An 18,366-nucleotide genomic window follows, 5' to 3' on the forward strand; every position below is an offset into this window, starting at 1 on the left:
TCCGGCTCCGAAATATCCTTGTGGTAAAATGCGCGGCCATATGCAGTATTTGAATACTATTCAAAATTGGAACTACCCATAAGACGGTTATGTTTTGAAGGCTGTGTATAATTCCTTTAACTTTGCGGAATTTCCACGCATTCACAATAAAATTTCACTCATCTAGCTGAGTAATGCAAATAACAATCATGAAGTCGAAGATTCACCGTGTTAAGGTGACTCAGGCAGAATTAAATTACGTAGGAAGTATCACAATCGATGAAGACTTGATGGATGCTGCCGGATTACTTGAAAATGAACAGGTTCACATTGTTAATAATAATAATGGAGAGCGTTTTGTTACTTATGTCATTAAAGGAGAACGCAAAACCGGAATGATCTGCCTCAACGGCGCTGCGGCAAGGAAGGTACAGATTGGCGATATCGTTATCATTATTTCTTACGCAAGCATGACACCGGAAGAGGCCAAATCTTTCAAACCGATGGTTGTTTTCCCTGACCATAACAATCAGCTTGTAGCTTAGGCTTTCCGCTGACGATTGTCTTATTACTCACAAACGAAATTTATTAAAATGAAAAGCGCACTTCGCTATATTATCTCGCTGGGACTGGCGGGCGGTTTGATCTGGTTCGTTTTTAAGGATATCAACCTTGACGATATGCTTAAAAGATTCGCTCAGGCCGATTGGCGTTGGATCGCACTTTCTTGTGTACTCTTAATATGTGCGCACATTACCAGAGCCTGGCGTTGGGGCATGCTGATGGAGCCGCTTGGGTATAAGCCTGGTTTATTAAACAGTACTGTTTCTGTACTGACGGGCTATTTTGCCAATTATATTGTTCCAAGAATGGGAGAAGTAACCCGCTGCGGAACGCTTTACAGACTTGAAAAAATTCCTGTAAATCTGAGTTTTGGAACGGTAGTGGCCGAGAGGATTTTCGATGTGATCATTCTTTTAGGACTTATCGGATTAAATTTTATTTTGGAATTTGATCGTCTCAGCAGTTTTTTTACTGATATATTTCAAAGTAAAATTTCAGGCGGCGGAAAGCCTGCGGCCGGTCCAAATCTTTTCCTGATTATTGGGGGCCTTATCTTTTTAGCAGGAATTATCGCTGTTATTGTTATTCTGCGCAGTAGTTCTCTTAGGGAAAAGCTGATGCAGAATGCGGTTATTCAAAAGATCGTCGGCTTTTTACAAGGTATGCTCGAAGGTTTGCTGAGTGTTAGAAAATTAAAGAATCCGGGTTTGTTTTTTCTGAGTACAGCGATGATCTGGGTTTTTTATTATCTGGTTTCCTATGTTCTTTTCTTCTGTATTCCTGAAACTTCTGAACTTGGTATGCTGGCAGGTTTAACCTTGCTTGTCGTTGGAGCCATTGGTATGACAGCACCTACGCAGGGCGGAATCGGGGCCTATCATTTACTGGTAGGAAGTGTAATGGTTTTGTATGGTTTGACACAAAAAGATGGTATTACTTTGGCAACTTTTATTCATGGTACGCAAATGTTATTTATGCTGGTAATAGGCGCTTTTGCATTTTTGTTCGTACTAGTTCAGAATAAAACAACCGACGAACCGGTTGCAGCAGTTACCAATAATTAAATCATCTTTTCCTACAACCAAAATATTATTTGAGAATGAATCCGACAGAAAGTAAAATCGTACGCATCGAAGAGGCAAAAACGCTGATTGAGGATTGGCAAAGAGCTGGCCAGAAAGTTGTTTTTACCAATGGCTGTTTTGATATTGTACATTTAGGACATATTGATTACCTGGAAAAAGCACACGCTTTGGGGGGAAGACTGGTGTTGGGACTTAATACCGATGCATCCGTAAGCCGGTTAAAAGGTCCGCTTCGTCCGGTTGTAAATGAGTACGCGCGGGCTCGTTTGATGTCAGCGTTGTCATTTGTGGATGCTGTCATTTTGTTCGACGAACCTACGCCAAGTGAGCTGATTGAAGCCTTAAAACCTGACATTTTGGTAAAAGGTGACGATTATACAGTAGAAAATATCGCTGGCGCGGATTTTGTTCTTGCTAATGGAGGAGAGGTAAAAACGATAGCACTTGTTAAAGGATATTCGACTTCGGCAGTGATCGAGAAGATTAAACAAGGATATTGAGATACAGATATTTTTTACATAAGTGACTAATATCAAACGCTCCGTTTAAGTGTTGAAATTTTAATTTTTCATAACAAATCTAAAAGAGACAAAGATATGATGGGTGCATATGTAATTGGTATACTTGTCATGGCCATTAGCCTATACGTGCAATGGCGGTTGAAAAGTAAGTTTGAAGAATATTCACAAGTTGGACTAAGCAATGGAATGAGCGGCCGTGAGATCGCTGAGAAAATGCTTAGAGATAGTGGAATTTATGACGTTCGGGTTGTTTCTGTTGAAGGGCAACTGACCGACCATTATAATCCGGAAGACAAAACAGTAAACCTGAGTCCTGATGTATTTCACGGACGCAGTGTATCAGCAGCAGCAGTTGCATCCCACGAATGCGGTCACGCTGTTCAGCATGCTACGGCTTACAAATGGCTGCAATTCCGTTCCAAAATGGTACCGTTTTTAAGTATTTCGTCCCGTTATATGCAGTGGGTAATTTTAGGAGGTATTTTGTTATTGAACACTACGCCTCTTCCATTAACCATCGGTGTAGCCTTATTTGCAGTAACTACCTTGTTTAGTTTTATTACACTTCCTGTTGAATACGATGCAAGTAACAGAGCTCTTGCATGGATACAGCAAAACAGAGTTGTTAATGAAAGAGAATACGTAATGGCCGCTGACGCTTTGAAATGGGCAGCAAGAACATATCTTGTAGCAGCAATCGGTTCATTAGCCACTTTGCTTTATTACGTGAGCATTTTGATGGGCAGAAGAGATTAATTTGATTTTTTAATCAAAGTTTGAATATTGAGAGAAGTCAGCTTTCAAAAAGTTGACTTCTCTTTTTTGTTTGATTATATTTGTTTTACTACATCAACTATAAAATTAAAATCCTGTAAACAATAAAGTAATCAATGGATTCAATATCAGAAGCGCGCCGCCATTTAGCTAATGCCAGAGAGATATTAAGTGAAAAGGCAAAAAAGGAAGATGGGTATTATCAGGATAAAAAATACGTAAAAATGGCTGGTCATACAGCCTACACTGGTGTGTTATTAGCTTTGGATAGCATGTTGGGTAATAAGAAAAAGTCAACAAGAAAGAGTGTAGAATGGTACCAGTCAGAGTTATCCACTATGGATAGAAAGATTACAAAATCCTTTGCAGGTGTCTACGAAATCCTTCATTTGGCCATGGGTTATGAAGGAGCTGGCAATACCAAAGTTGCCGCAATTGGCTTAAAAGAAGCTGAAAATATTATTAACTGGACAGAAACTAGAACTCAGAATTTCAAAAATTAACTTCCCTTATTTAGGCCAAAACTTATTTCCGCTGATTCCAATAAATCACAACATTATGCGTCGAACGCCCGGAAGCGACAACATCCAGATCTCCGTCTCCATCAAGATCTCCTGTTGTTAAATCTTCACAAGCTATTTTTATTTTATCATCCAGCGAATATTCCTGCCATTTTTTTCCTTCGGCATCCATTCCCACAAACATTCTTACCCCCATTTGATCGGCAACATTTGGATTTCGCCAGCCGACAACGATCTGATCGCGGCCTTGCCCGAAGAAATCTGCACAGGCTAATGCGTGTCCTTCTTTCATTTTATCAGTCAAAACGGTTCTGTTATCTTTTGAATACACTACCAGGGAATTTCCATGCATAGGCTCAACCGTTGCTGAAAAAAGCTGATTTTTACCCAAACTTCCCATTCTGATCTCTCCTACTCCCTGGCCCGGAACCATCCAGTTTCCCGAAGGCGCCCATCCATCCACGCCATTTAAAAATACCTGCACACCTTCTTTACTTGCTACGGCCAAACCTACAAATCGTCCAGGAACTTCCATCGGCTGAAAATTATGCGTCATATGCATGTTTGTTTCAATCAGATTATAACCCCACAAACCTTTACGATTTTCAGGCACATCGAAGGCAATCATATTCACGCCCGCTCCTACTCCATTCACATTTCCTTCTCCATGCAGCGGCAAAACGATCAGCTGAAAAGTATTATCTTCTCTTTTCACCCATTGCATTCTGTGGATTGTAACCTCGTGATGTAAACGCACGGGTTCCCAAAGTTGGGTTCTATCTTCTGTTGGAGATAAGTAAAATACAGCTCCCGATTGTTTGGTACTTTTTGTTTCAGAGGGATTCCATTGCGCACCTACTGCGATTTCTACTTTTCCATCTCCATCGATATCCCGTGCGGCAATACATACATTATCCTGTTCCGTCAAATCTTTTGCAATGACAAAACGTATCCATTTCGCAGATTTTTCTCCCGGATTTTTATACCAGACAATTTCTTTTTTATCCGCCAGCAAAATATCTGGTTTTCCATCACCATCCACATCCCCAGTCGTCACCCCATAACCAATGCTGATTTCATCGTCAATTGCTTCTCCTTTAAATGTAGCCGTCTGACTGTTGGATTTAAAATGGAAAAGTAAAATGATAACGAAGGATAATATTTGTTTTTTCATAGATTATTTTTTCAATTTCAATGCCTGGGACAGGCCATAAAGCCTACTTTTTCACAATATACTTCAAAAATATTACCCGTTGCATTTCAAAACATACATTTTTGCGTCGCTTTGGTCTGCTTTTCATACTTTTGTAGTTTACAGAGAACCAAAAACCATTTTATGAAAACCGTTCCCCTACACCAGGTCCACGTTCAGTTAGGTGCCAAAATAGTACCCTTTGCAGGTTTTGAGATGCCAGTGCGCTATTCTTCTGATATGGAAGAGCATCATACGGTTCGCAATAACGTAGGTGTTTTCGATGTTTCACACATGGGGGAATTTAGTGTTAAAGGTCCGGGAGCACTGGATTTGATACAAAAAGTAACGTCCAACGATGCCTCGGCGCTGTTTGATGGAAAAGTACAATACAGCTATTTGCCAAATGCAGATGGCGGTGTGGTTGATGATTTACTTGTTTACCGTTACAATGCAGAAGAATATATGTTGGTTGTAAATGCTTCCAACATAGAAAAAGACTGGAACTGGATTCAGAGCCATAATACGGAAGGTGTTGAAATGAAGAACCTTTCTGATGAATTATGTCTTTTAGCCGTCCAGGGACCAAATGCTACGGCAACATTACAAAAATTGACAAGTGTTGATTTATCTGTAATGGATTACTACACATTCCAGGTTGGCAAAATGGCAGAAATTGAAGATGTCATTATTTCGGCAACAGGCTATACAGGCGCAGGCGGTTTTGAGATTTATATCAAAAATGAAGATGCCCATAAGATGTGGGATGCCATTTTCGAAGCTGGTAAAGAATTCAATATACAACCCGTCGGACTTGGCGCACGTGATACTTTGCGCCTTGAAAAAGGCTTTTGTTTATACGGAAATGATATTGACGATAAAACTTCTCCATTAGAAGCCGGCCTTGGCTGGGTCACCAAATTCACAAAAGATTTTATCAATTCCGACGGTTTAAAAAGTCAGAAAGAAGCTGGTTTGAAAAATAAACTGGTTGGCTTTGAAATGATCGACCGTGGAATTCCGCGCGGCCATTACGAACTTTGCGATGCCGAAGGAAATAAACTGGGTGACGTAACATCCGGAACACAATCTCCAACTTTACAAAAAGGAATTGGTTTAGGTTATGTCCCAACTGCATACAGCAAACCGGAAACAGAGATTTTCGTTAAGGTGAGAGACCGCCTTTTGAAAGCAAAAGTTGTCAAATTACCTTTTGTAAAAGGCTGACATGCTATCTTTTCCCGAATTGAAAAGTCAATTCGGGAATCTATTTTTGTCTCAAAATCTTAATACCAAAAATTCTGTTTAGTCGATTTGTATGAAACACCTTGATGTTTGCCTTACTCCTGATTTACTGCATTTACATAAACTTGACAATTCAATCGTAGTCGTAGCCGATATTTTCCGTGCCACTTCCTGCATGGTTACCGGCCTTGCTTATGGCGTGAAAAGTATAACACCTGTGGCAACCATTGAAGAATGTAAACTTTTACAAGACAGAGGATTTATTGCCGCCGCAGAACGTGATGCGCATAAAGTAGAAGGATTTGATCTGGATAATTCTCCGTTCAGTTACATGAACGAGCGATTAATTGGATCTGAAATTGCAATGACAACGACCAACGGAACGTTATCCATTGCAAAAGCAAGAGCATCTGCCGTAAAAGTAATGGTTGGTGCTTTCTTAAATCTTGGCGCACTGGCGAATCATTTGAAGTCTGAACAATACGACGTGCTCGTACTTTGTGCAGGCTGGAAAGGAAGACCGAATCTGGAAGATACTTTGTTTGCAGGTGCTTTGGCCGAGGCTTTAAAAGATCAGTTTATGCTAAGAGAAGACGGTACGTTGATGGCACAAAGACTTTATAACCAAAGCCGGGAAAACTTGCTTGCATCGGTTTCCAACTCTTCGCACGTAAGGAGATTGCAGCGTTTGGGTATTCATAAAGATATCGCATATTGCTTACAGACAGATCTTTATGATGTAGTTCCGGTATTGAGAGGAACAACGCTGGTTGCAATGAACTAGCCGGTTCAATATTTTTGTAATAAATAAGTTTCAACAATTATACATGTCAAAATTCTTCATCATTTCTTTTCTTGGATTGCTGTTAAGCATAACATGGGTTCATGCTCAGGAAATCCCTTCGGAACCACAGTCGGATACCACGTTGACAAATCCGGTAGAAAAAAAAGGTAAAAAATTAAAGCCGGTAGTTGCTGATACATTGTCGGAAAAAGAAGCGGAAGAACAAGTAATAAAAGCAGCCAAAGCCGCCGGTGATACCGTTTATTCCTACAAAATTATCGCGGACGATTTGTCGTACATGCAAGTTTGTCCGGGAACGACAATAACACTTCCTTTCGTAACCGAAGGTCCTTTTGATGAAGACAATAACTTTATTGTACACATTATTGATCCAACCGGAAAATCAATTCCTATTTCCTTACCATCCAAAAAAGGTCCTTTGCGCGCTGTAATTCCTTCCTATAAAATTGGAGGAGAAGTTTACAAATTGCAGATTTTAAGTACCATTCCCGTTATTAAAAGTCAGGAGGTGCCTATTCGTTTGCTGCAAACGCCGACAGCAAGAATTGAAGTGATCGACGGAACCCAGGCGATCCGGATCATGCCCGGAAAAGATGCGCAGCTGCGTGTGAATTTGCAGGGAAGCGCACCATGGTCGTTCAGGCTTTCTGATAGTACCACGGTGCAAACGATGTCCAATCCCTATTACATGACTGTAAAGCCATCACATGTTAAAGCATACCGGATTATTGGCGTGTCCAATGCTTGCGGAAGCGGAGTGAGTTCAGGGGAACCGATTATTAACGTAGATGATAATCCGGAACCAAAACTTGAATTGAAAGAAGTTGATAAACTGGTGCGGGTTTGTACCAGCATTCCCTTTCAGGTCCCGTTTAGCGCAACAGGTAAATTCAAATCAGGAAATAAATTTGTCGTACAGATTGCCGATCATTCAGGCAATTTTAAAACCATATCAACGCCGGATACAACGGGTTATATCGCTACGCAGATTCCGTCAACTTATAAACCGGGAGATTATCGTCTTCGTGTAACTTCTTCCGCGCCATATCTGGTAAGTCAAATTGCCAATATTACGATTGTGGCACCAACGGTTGCTACTTTACAAAGAGATTCTCTGCATTTACCGGAAAACGGTTCGGGTGATTTGTCGGTACGTTTTGATGGAGGCGGACCATGGTTTGTCCTTTTATCGGATGGAACATACGAAAACAACATTATGGATTCTCCGCATAAAATCACGGTGAAACCTTATTACGATACAAATTTCCAGATCACCTCTGCCGGTGGACTTTGCGGCGTTGGGAAATTCTCTGGCCGTGCAAAAATTTCCGTTACAACGCCTCCGGCGAGTATCACAATGGAAAAACTGCCGCAGTCTATCGTTTGTTTAGGTAGCAGCATTGAAATTCCATATAAAACCGTCGGACGTTATTCTGCAACCAACCGTTTTGTGGTACAGGTCACGGATAAAAACGGGAGATTTGTTGATTTACCAACCACGGTAACCGCAACCACTTTTACAGCAAAAGTAACGCCTGCGGTTTCTCAGGGAGATACAATCCGTGCTCAAAAAATTAGAATTATTTCTTCTTCTCCGGCCGTATCAAGCAAAGTGGAAGAAATCAAAGTAATTCCAAATAACAAAGCCATTGGAGAAGTAACAGGTAAGGCATTTATTGCTTCCGGACGATCAACCCGGATTCAGTTGAAATTCAAAAACGGATTACCGCCGTGGTCATTTACATTATCCGACGGCACTGCTGTCAACGGAACATTCCTGAATCCATATTTAATAACGGTAACACCGGCAGCAACGACAGAATATACCATCAGTTCATTGAAAAGTGGCTGTGGTACAGGGATTGGTACAGGATCGGCAATCGTAACTGTTGATAAATAATTTTTCAACCCCGAAGTAAAAGCGAAACGATGCGCAACTTTACACTGCTTTTACTTTGGGGGATGTTAACCAGTGCAGTTCATGCGCAAAATGTTCCATTAGGGACTTGGGAATCGCATTTTAGTTACCGCTCGGCAAAACATATTCTGAAAGTCCGGAACAAAATTTTTTGTTCTTCCTACAATGGACTTTTCCGTATAGATCCAGCCAATGACGAGATTTCAAATTACTCAAAAGCGAATGGTTTGAGTGAAGTGGGCATAAGCAGTATGGCTTATGATTCCACCGAAAATCTTATCATTCTTGCCTATCGAAGCGGTAATCTTGATCTGTTATATCTCAACAAGAATTTAGAACCTGATCAAATCATTAACTGGCCTTTCCTGGCGGACGCTTCTGATTTACCCGCAAATAAACAAATCTCCAAAATTTCCTTTCAGAATAATAAAGTATATTTAAGTACCAATTTCGGAATTATTGTACTTGATCCAAAACTTCGTAAAATTGAAGAAACCTATCGTTACATCGGGCCAGGCGGTCTGGAAGTTTCCGTAACTGATATCACTTTTAGTAGTGATTCTTTATTTGCAGCTACATCTCAGGGACTCCTGTCCACATCGTTAAGTTCGACAGTCAACAAACAATATTTTGCGAACTGGAAAATCGTCCCAACGCCTTATAAAGCCATTTCAGTATCTTATCAAAATGGAAATATAAATGCCGGATTTTCAGGACATGGAGTTTATAAAAGGAACAATGCTCCATGGGAATTGATCTACGAATCCACCAGTCAAACTTATTCATTCTCTGACAAAAACAATCTGGTAACGCTTTCGGACCGCATCCTGGTTTTAAATCAAAATAAAACTGACGTGTATCAAAATCCGATTTTCAATGCTCTTCAGGAATCTTTGCGCGTCAATTCCTATTTTTGGAGCGCAGATTCAAAGCAAGGATTATTAAGTAATAAAGACGGAGCATTTCGTTCTTATAGTCCCGCGGATGCAGACACCACAATATCTCCACGAACGGATTCTACCATTATCGATTTAAACGGATTGGCCTGGTCGAGATTACCGGATTATCTTGGCGGTGGAATTTCTATAAAAAATATTCAAACCAATAAACAGCGAATCCTTTCCACATCCATTGGAAACGGCGGATTGCCATCTTCCTTAGTTCATAGTTTGACCATTGACACCGACGGTTATATCTGGTTTGCCAGTGAGCGTGGAGTCGGATATTTTATTCCGGATGATATTTTATCCGGATCAGCTGTTAACGCAATATTGCCCGTTTACGGACAACGAAAACTGTTTTCCAGTGAAAGATCTAATGCCATTTCAGTGGAGCCGGGCAACCGGAAATGGATCGGGACTGATAACGGATTGTTTCAATTCACAGCGGATGGAACCGAACTTATAAAACAATTTACAGCGTCAGATAGTCCATTACCTTCAAGCAAGATATCTGCCTTAAATTTTGAAGGAGCAACAGGATTACTCTTCGTTGATACGCCAAACGGAATGGTTTCTTACCGAAGCGATGCAAGTACGCCCAATGAAAATTTATCGACAATTACCGTTTTCCCAAATCCTGTCAGACCAAATTTCGATGGTGTCCTCGGCGTTAAAGGTCTTATGGACAATTCAACGGTTAAATTTACAGATCTTTCCGGTCGGCTCGTTTATGAAACCCGCTCACAGGGCGGCACAGCATCCTGGGATTTAAATGATTATACTGGAAAAAGAGTCCGGGGAGGAATTTATTTGATTATCATTGTGTCTTCAGACAGAAGCGAAAAAATGGCTGGGAAACTGGCAGTTATTAATTAGAACAACCTAATCATAAACAAATATCTAAATCAGAAATATACCTTTGTAACTGATAAGATATCAAAAACAAAAAAATGACACCCCACGAAAAACCACCTTTCATTATTGGTATAACAGGCGGAAGCGCATCTGGCAAAACTTTTTTCATGAAATGTCTGATCGATTCCTTCAAGCCGGAAGACGTCTGCCGGATTTCACAGGACAACTATTACCGCCCGATTCATGAAATACCACGTGATGAAAACGGTGTCGAAAATTTTGACCTTCCCGAAACAATCGATCACCATCTTTTTGCAGAACATATTGCTGTACTACGTGCAGGCCGCGAAGTGCATCAAAAAGAATATACCTTCAACAATCCGTTGATCAAACCTGAAATACTTGTTTTTGAGCCACGGCCAATTATTATTGTAGAAGGTATTTTTGTATTATATTTTCCAGATATCGCCCGTCTTATCGATCTCAAAATTTTTGTAGACGCGAAAGAACACGTTAAAATAAAGCGACGAATTATTCGTGACAATAACGAACGGGGTTATGACCTTGACGATGTTCTTTACCGCTGGGAACATCACGTTGCGCCAACATATGACAAATACATTTTGCCTCTAAGATCAGAAGCTGATATGATAATTAATAACAACACGCGTTTTGATACCGGGCTGGATGTATTGGTTGGGTTTTTGAGGAAGAAGCTGGAGGAGCGGGAGTAAGCATCCAGTTACCGTACATCGGAATTAATCATTTTTTGCTGTATGTTTATCTTAATAATGGAAAATGACAATTTACTCACATTGGTTAAAAACAATTAATACAAAAATTCTCCCAATTGTTTTATTATTAATAATCAACACATTACAGTCATGTCACAATGATAAAACCGAGCCGATAAATCCTTATAATTATTATCCCTTGAAAATAGGACAATTTTCTATTTATGAAATAACAGAGGTTGTATATTCGGCCGGACAAAAAGATCCGGTTATAAGTAATTGGCAAGAAAAAGATGAGATAAATTCTGTAAGTACAAATTCTGTGGGAATTCCGATTTATCTTATTTCAACCTCCCGGAGAAATAATTCTAATAGTTATTGGCAAAAGGTGAAACAATATAATCTTGATCAATATCCAGACAAAATTATCCAAAATATCGATAACGAATCAATTGTCCCAATGATATTCCCCATCGATAAAAGCTTAAATTGGAATGGGTACATGTATTTAAATTTGAATACAACCGACAACCGTTACGGATACAACTTCAAGTATGAAAACGTTGGTGAATCTTTCGATACAGGATTATCTAACTTTGAAAAGACATTAAAAGTTGTGGAGCGTGTTGATACATCCGGCCTTACTAAATATAATTTTGCATCCAAACATTATGCAAATGGAGTAGGTTTGATTCTGGATCAACAAGCAGACTTTGATTATTTGCAAATAAACGGAGAACTATCAGGCTATAAAGTCATAAGTTCCGGAAAGAGAAGAATTAAAAGACTTGTTGAATACTCAAAAAATTAATCTCATCTTACCAGCACACAAATTATAAATTTAATGACCCGTTATAATTTTACCAGAAACAGAAGATCGAGTTGGAGTTTAGTTAAATTATTCCTCTATCTCATTCCATTAGCAGCAATTCAATCATGCAATGACAGCTCTACAGATCCAGTCAATTCCTACGATTATTTTCCTTTGACCGTAGGTTATTACATGATTTACAATGTAAACGAAGCGGTATACTCGTCCGGACAAGCCAATCCCGTTATTAAGGCTTATCAGGAAAAGGATGAAATTAGCAGCGTAACTGTCAATTCAGATGGAAGTTCAACTTACATTGTAGCCCGTTCATCGCGAAACACAGCATCTGATTATTGGGTAAAAACAAAAGAATATAGTATAAACCAATTTCCTGATAAGCTGATATTCAATATTGATAACCAAAGTCTGGTCCCACTTGTTTTCCCAATAGATTCCAAAATCACCTGGAACGGAAATATGTATAATACCCTGGATGCGGAAGATTATCATTATCAAGACATCAATCAGCCTTTTAAATTAGGCACATTATCATTTGATAAGTCACTGACCCTGGTTGAGAGGAGCGATACTACCTCCGTCATTGACTACGATCTTGGCTTGAAACGTTTTGCTATTGGCGTTGGACTTATTTATGATGAACAAACATCCTATGAATACTGCCAGGCAACGGCGGATTGTATCGGAAAGGGAATCATTGATTCAGGCTCTAAAAAAACACGAAAAATTATCGAATACGGGCCTATGTAGGTCTATTTTATAAGCGTTTTTTGATTACCATGCCTTTTCAGTTTTATTTCTTTGACTTTCAAATTTGGAAATTAAAAAAATCCAATTAATTTTACATCGGATATATCGTAAACACATTAAAACAACACTCAAATGACTAGAATGCACTCTACACAGACGAAAAAATCGTATAAGAAGCCGGTTTTGAATGAAATTGGGAAGGTAAGTAAATTGACAAGAGAATTGAAAGGTAGCACAAGTACGGATGGTAGCGGATTTGTTACAATCATTCCTTAAGAGTGATTCTAATCAAAAGAACCAGAAATACACTTAGTGTCAACTTAACGCTAAGTGTATTTTTTTACCATGAGCTTCAGAGGCATTTTCAGATTTGACCAAATTCCTTTAAATAGGCCTGTTATTAAGTCAAATCAAATTGGACTTATTTATAGCAAAGGTCATGTTATTATAGAAAAGAGCTTTTTAGATCGAGAATCTTCAAATACCTTTTTGTTCTTTCATTCAAAAGATGGAAAACAACCCTTCCAAAATACTCTAGATTACAAGGATGTACATTATGGGAATGTTTTAAAACCAAGTATCACATCTATCGAAAACATAGATCATTTTAATGATCTCATTTGTGACAAGAATTTTCCTATCTCAACTGCAATACTATACAATGAGCAGAATGGTCATCTGGAAATCGCTAGGAGTGCGTTTGGCCTCGTTCCACTGTTTTACATACATGTCCCCAACCAATTTACTGCATTCGCTGCAGACATTAAGTCACTCTTACAAATACAAGAAATTAAATCAATAATTTCTGTTAATTCAGTAACCATTTGGAACTATCTTTCTTTAACGAAAGAAGGAGTACCGTATGGCGCCAATACTTTTTTTAATCATATTAGTAGCATCATTCCTGGACAAAAAATAGTTTTTACTTCAAACGAATTGAAAAATGAAATTTATATGCGTTACAATCCCACAAAATGGGATCATATAAATTCTCTTAATGAGTATGGAGAGGAATTTAAGCATTTATTTAGCAAATCCGTTCAGAGATGTCTTGATGGAAAAAATATTATAGGTGCGCAACTTAGCGGAGGTCTTGATTCTTCTTCGGTTAGCACTGTGGCCCGATTAATAAAACCTGACTCCGAATTTCACGTCTTTTATTCAGAGACTCATTCACCAATGGCCAACGAAAAACACTTTTCGTTGGAGGTTGCCGAAAAAATAAATGCTAGTCATCATATCATCATCCCATCTCTTAATGACATTGATACTTTAATACGCCATACCGAACTTTACGGACAGCCTGAACAAATGGCGCTTAGCCCCACCTTCCAAGGTGGACTTATACAAAATGCAAAGGAGTCAAATTGCGATATCCTACTCACCGGACATGATGGAGATAGTGTTGTAGGTAAAGGAAATGATTTCCTCAATTCCTTATTCCGAGCAGAAAATTGGCTACGCTTAAAGATTGAATTGTCAAACCTTGCAAGAAATAATAATTTCTATTCTCTTGATCAAAACTGGAATGGCTTAACCGATATAACCAAAGAGCAGCTTATTTACCAAAATTTTTTCTACAAGCGATTGATATATTGTTTAAAAAATCTATCCTTTAAACAATATATCAAACTCATTGCAGTAGCTGATAACGTTTTTAACATTAAACGAACAAAATCAGTCGGAGCAGGAATCGAAGCCCTAATATACATATTACAAAAAAAAATCAGTTCGTCTCCTAACTCAATTCAAAAATACACTTATCAGGAGATTAGAGAAGGAAATCCGAGCATTTCGGAAACCACGCGCTTTATAGACGATAAAAATGCCGAATTTACCGACTCAATTTTATTCACACAATCAATCCGAATCAACGAGGAATATTTTGCCTTAGCCAGGCACTATGATTTCAGTATTAGACACCCCTTTTACGATCCAAACTTATATGAACTCTGCTTGGCCGTCCCCCAACTAATTAAATTCGGAAATGGAATAGGGCGTGCCCATCTTCGAAAGGCTATGGAAGGTATACTGCCAGAAAGCGTACGAACAAGAGCAGACAAGGCTATTTTCAATACTTATGCGAAAGATTCAGCACTTCGACTCTTTGATCAGGGTAGAGACTTTTTAGTAGATTCAAGCCCTGTTTGGGATCATGTAGATAAGAAAAAGTTTTTTCTCGCAGTTAGGATACTCCAAAGAAAAGAGCAGCACTCAGGCACTCAACATTTGATGACGTTTTTTGTTAATCGTACCATTTTTCTAGCTGTCTGGCTCTATAGTTTGAAATAAAAAATTATCTCATCAAGGCAATCTTCCCATTTACCTCTTCTTTTGAGCCGTCTGTGTGATTAAATAAAACCTTATATATATACAGGCCTGATACCGCAGATTTAGGGATCCAAAACCATTCAGTCACTGCCTGGGGAATTATTTCTATTTTATCATAAATAGTACCTTTCAAATCATAAATAGTGCATTGAATTGATGCCAAAACGGTGGGATTCAAAGAAGAAGACTGAAATTTCACATAAGAAGTGGCAGGATTGGGGCTATTGATCACCTTTACCTTACTATCGGTAATTTCTGCGATCTTGAAGCGAATAGAATAGGGCTGAACCGAAGTATTGCCTGAAGCATCTCTGACATTGATTAACAATTGAAAATCCCCCGAAGTCAAACTCGTCGAATAATACTGAAGTTCAAGAACCTTATCAGAAATAGAGATGAGGTTTACCTCGCCAGAGTAAGATATTTTTTTATAACTACAATTATCATCAAAACAAGGTTTGATATAAATATCCATTAATGTTGTATCATTGGAAATGAACCGGTCATCTTCCAACCTTAGCATAATAACGGGATTTGGCGAAACAACCTCTTCATTCATAATGAACCTTCCGTTGAAAGATACCTGTAGTATAGGAGGAATTATATCCTTTAACCTTTCGGTAGGGTAAAAAGTTTGCTCCTGTGCCACACCCCAATCCACATCTAACTGCGCATGGTTGTTACTATTATCTGACTCTGTTAGGACTTTGTCAGGATCTATTACTACATCAATACGGCTCAATATTTTGCTTTTGGCATACGAAAGAAACAAAGTGTCCTTAGAAGACATGGCTGTGAAATTTTCCAATTTAATTTCGCTAGATCCATCGGTAAAAAAATACTTCAATCGAATTATAATCTTTTGATCTTTAATATAGCGGCCGCTATTTGAAATAATTACACCTGTCTTAAGTTTTGACGATTTCCCAATATTCTGGTCCGGTGACTCAGAATATAAAAATATTGATTCATCTGGATCAACTTTATAATCCGGATATGCTGCCCTGACAAGAATCAATGCAGGGTCGCCCTGGATCAAAGATTGGTGCACGTTCGCAATGTCGTAAGAATCGGGATTAGAATTCATGATTTTCTCCGCAACCTTGTTGAGCATCTGACCAATGCTTCTATTTTCATTCTCCGAAAAAATCTGACCATAGATTGCATCTAAATGACGTTTGGAGGATGAAATATAACTTCGGTAAGAATTGGCTATTATCACTATCGCTCCCTTATTGGGAGCCAACATCCAATCCGAAGACAATGTATGTGTCAACCTGCTCACGAAAATATTACCAACCCCACATCCGTTAAAATACATCAAAGGATACTTTCCCGTATTCTGATAATTTCGTGTTGCGTCCGAAGCATAGCCCATATCCAAATCCGTAATAGTTTGTGAACCATGACCAAAATAAGTGATCATACCTACACCACTATTTACATCCGGCGTAATATTAACCTTTTCAACATCAGGTGATCCATTTTGTCTCACGAAAGCACGGACTTCTCCCCCCACCACTCCATTTTCTACCAGAGGAACCAGTGGAGTTAACAAATTCTTTAATTGAACCACTTCATCCGCGGAATGCCCCCCTGTTAAATGAAGAATATTCTTCTTCCACCCATTTTCGGTATTATGCTCATATTCATCGACTTTTGAGAGATAAGTCAAGACCTCTGCGGGCGTAAAAGCATTGATACGGCCAACAGGAATAGCAGCAATCTCCCGGGGGGATCCTTGTAATCCTTCAACCAATAATACATCCGATCCTGGATCCCCAAATGTAGGCACCTCACCCTGCATTTCTTTAACCACTCTCGTTGGCCAAGATACCGAATGCCCCATAAGTAACAAATTATGTTTAGTTGGTCGAATCCCATCTTTCAACATATAATTGACAAAACGCCTGATAGCAATCGGACTAGGTTCCCCAAAATTAAACTCGTCATAAATTGTCCTGATATTTACAAGAAATGTTTTGTGATCTCCTCCTCTTGTTGAGCTTCTGTATTGGGAATATTGCACTGAAGCAGATTCTAAGTTATCATTTGTTACCATAAGATAATCATAGGTTCCAGCCCTTGTTAACTCGCTACCCGATTGAAAGCTTGGATAAGCAAAAACAGGATTAAGTTTAACATTATGAATGTCAACAGATGAAACTGTAATAATTTGATCTGAAGATATTACAAATAGTTTAAGAGCCTGCCCACTTTTCCTAGGAACTAGTACTTCTAATGCTGATCCTGATCTCTTTCCGGTTATACGTATGGGATTATATCCGTCAGTGATATTGTAAATCTCAGAATTCGTTGGCACATTTGCTATACTAATCCTACTAAGATTATTAGAACTGGCTGGAAAATTAAATACCGAAGATAAATTTCCATTCATATCAACCAGTTGTGGATAAGTTAACACATAATAGGTTAAACCAAACCAATCCAGAGAACTTTTTGAGACTGATTTAACCCGCATCACACCTGTACCATCAGCTGATAGCATTGCATTTGAATTTAATTCAACAGAGACTTTTTTTCCCGCGTAACCTGCAAAAGGAATTGACGCTATTTCTGTAAGATCCTGATCGTTAATGCTTTTCCCTACTGATATCCTGACATCATGTGATCCTGAATTAAGACCATTTACCATCACCTCTAAAACAGGTTTGAAGGATGGTGATATAAACAAATTTTTGAGTTGAAAAGTCTTTTCTAGAGAATGGATTCCTGTAGTATCATTGGCTCCCATCAAGGTTGCCCCTGTCCAGGAATTTGAAGACTCATAATAACTGTTATTCAAAAGATTATCAACACCATAACTCGTAAAAGCAAACTGATCTGAAAATGTGATAACTTCTTTTTGGATATGGAAGGGCTCCGCTACGCCTGAAAGAATGCTTCCATCGACTGTAACAACTCGCTTGGGGCTGTTGCTTGTTGTCAAAAAATAAGATCCCTCATTAGAGTATAAACTGATATAAGGATTTAACCTAGCACTGGATGGACGAAAAACCAATGAATCTGATGAGCCGTCATTATTTTCTCCATAAAATATTATTTCAGTAGAAGAAGCCCCCATTAAGGGGACTTCTTTACCACGGTGCCACAACTGAAGTTTCGTTGGATCACTTTTCGGGAAGTCACCAGGAAGCGATGCCAATGCTACTTTTTGAATACCTGACTTTGATACAGCAATACGAACGTAAGATTTACTGTAGTCGATCCATTCATTGCCGTAGTTATCGTTCCACTGAGCGAAACAAACCGTCGTCAAGGACATTAGCCCAACGAGTAAATGCAAACGGGTATTGTAAAC

At 39.0% G+C, this 18,366-nt stretch carries 16 protein-coding genes; 14 read left to right on the forward strand and 2 right to left on the reverse strand.

Features of this window, described 5'->3' with window-relative positions; genetic code table 11:
• The first annotated feature begins 173 nt into the window (after positions 1–173).
• The 5 genes from panD (at position 174) to FDK13_RS06125 (ending at position 3,426) form a co-directional block, all read left to right on the forward strand.
• Positions 174–524: an aspartate 1-decarboxylase gene (gene panD / locus FDK13_RS06105; protein ID WP_137339097.1), complete on the forward strand. Its 351-nt coding sequence runs from the start codon at positions 174–176 to the stop codon at positions 522–524.
• A 48-nt stretch (positions 525–572) separates the two neighbouring features.
• Positions 573–1,607 (forward strand): lysylphosphatidylglycerol synthase transmembrane domain-containing protein, encoded by a 1,035-nt coding sequence (locus FDK13_RS06110; RefSeq protein WP_137339098.1) that lies wholly within the window; start codon positions 573–575, stop codon positions 1,605–1,607.
• A 35-nt stretch (positions 1,608–1,642) separates the two neighbouring features.
• On the forward strand, positions 1,643–2,128 hold the full coding sequence (gene rfaE2 / locus FDK13_RS06115) for a D-glycero-beta-D-manno-heptose 1-phosphate adenylyltransferase (RefSeq protein ID WP_137339099.1): 486 nt from the start codon (positions 1,643–1,645) through the stop codon (positions 2,126–2,128).
• 96 nt (positions 2,129–2,224) lie between these two features.
• Entirely contained in the window at positions 2,225–2,905 is a 681-nt protein-coding gene (locus FDK13_RS06120; RefSeq protein ID WP_137339100.1) for a zinc metallopeptidase, read from the forward strand.
• A gap of 134 nt (positions 2,906–3,039) precedes the next feature.
• Positions 3,040–3,426 carry a DUF5618 family protein gene (locus tag FDK13_RS06125; protein WP_137339101.1) on the forward strand — a complete coding sequence of 129 codons (387 nt, stop codon included), beginning with the start codon at positions 3,040–3,042 and terminating at the stop codon, positions 3,424–3,426.
• Between the two features lie 22 nt (positions 3,427–3,448).
• Here FDK13_RS06125 and FDK13_RS06130 read toward each other — a convergent pair whose 3' ends face one another.
• Entirely contained in the window at positions 3,449–4,618 is a 1,170-nt protein-coding gene (locus tag FDK13_RS06130) for an FG-GAP repeat domain-containing protein (RefSeq protein ID WP_137339102.1), read from the reverse strand.
• 162 nt (positions 4,619–4,780) lie between these two features.
• Between FDK13_RS06130 and gcvT the strand changes: the two genes are divergently transcribed.
• The 9 genes from gcvT (at position 4,781) to FDK13_RS06175 (ending at position 15,005) form a co-directional block, all read left to right on the forward strand.
• A complete protein-coding gene (gcvT, locus tag FDK13_RS06135; protein ID WP_137339103.1) occupies positions 4,781–5,863 on the forward strand; it encodes a glycine cleavage system aminomethyltransferase GcvT in 1,083 nt (360 codons plus the stop codon).
• Between the two features lie 91 nt (positions 5,864–5,954).
• The gene (locus tag FDK13_RS06140) at positions 5,955–6,665 is read left to right on the forward strand and encodes a 2-phosphosulfolactate phosphatase (protein WP_137339104.1); all 711 of its coding nucleotides are present in this window, start codon (positions 5,955–5,957) and stop codon (positions 6,663–6,665) included.
• Between the two features lie 43 nt (positions 6,666–6,708).
• A complete protein-coding gene (locus tag FDK13_RS06145; RefSeq protein ID WP_137339105.1) occupies positions 6,709–8,586 on the forward strand; it encodes a hypothetical protein in 1,878 nt (625 codons plus the stop codon).
• Between the two features lie 29 nt (positions 8,587–8,615).
• Positions 8,616–10,421, forward strand: coding sequence for a PorZ beta-propeller-like domain-containing protein (locus FDK13_RS06150; protein WP_137339106.1), 1,806 nt, complete (start codon positions 8,616–8,618; stop codon positions 10,419–10,421).
• Between the two features lie 74 nt (positions 10,422–10,495).
• Positions 10,496–11,134, forward strand: coding sequence for a uridine kinase family protein (locus FDK13_RS06155; protein WP_137339107.1), 639 nt, complete (start codon positions 10,496–10,498; stop codon positions 11,132–11,134).
• Positions 11,135–11,198: 64 nt separating this feature from the next.
• Entirely contained in the window at positions 11,199–11,945 is a 747-nt protein-coding gene (locus FDK13_RS06160; RefSeq protein WP_137339108.1) for a hypothetical protein, read from the forward strand.
• Positions 11,946–11,978: 33 nt separating this feature from the next.
• Positions 11,979–12,713, forward strand: a complete 735-nt coding sequence (locus FDK13_RS06165; protein ID WP_229215920.1) for a hypothetical protein — start codon at positions 11,979–11,981, stop codon at positions 12,711–12,713.
• A 132-nt stretch (positions 12,714–12,845) separates the two neighbouring features.
• The gene (locus FDK13_RS06170; protein ID WP_137339109.1) at positions 12,846–12,989 is read left to right on the forward strand and encodes a lasso RiPP family leader peptide-containing protein; all 144 of its coding nucleotides are present in this window, start codon (positions 12,846–12,848) and stop codon (positions 12,987–12,989) included.
• A 69-nt stretch (positions 12,990–13,058) separates the two neighbouring features.
• Complete coding sequence (locus tag FDK13_RS06175; protein WP_137339110.1) at positions 13,059–15,005, forward strand: asparagine synthase-related protein; 1,947 nt, start codon at positions 13,059–13,061, stop codon at positions 15,003–15,005.
• Positions 15,006–15,009: 4 nt separating this feature from the next.
• On the opposite strand, the gene porU2 is transcribed toward FDK13_RS06175, so the two are convergent.
• A complete protein-coding gene (gene porU2, locus FDK13_RS06180) occupies positions 15,010–18,330 on the reverse strand; it encodes a putative type IX secretion system sortase PorU2 (RefSeq protein WP_170982725.1) in 3,321 nt (1,106 codons plus the stop codon).
• Between the last annotated feature and the right edge of the window lie 36 nt (positions 18,331–18,366).

The organism is Dyadobacter frigoris (assembly GCF_005280585.1).
GTDB classification, from domain to species: domain Bacteria; phylum Bacteroidota; class Bacteroidia; order Cytophagales; family Spirosomataceae; genus Dyadobacter; species Dyadobacter frigoris.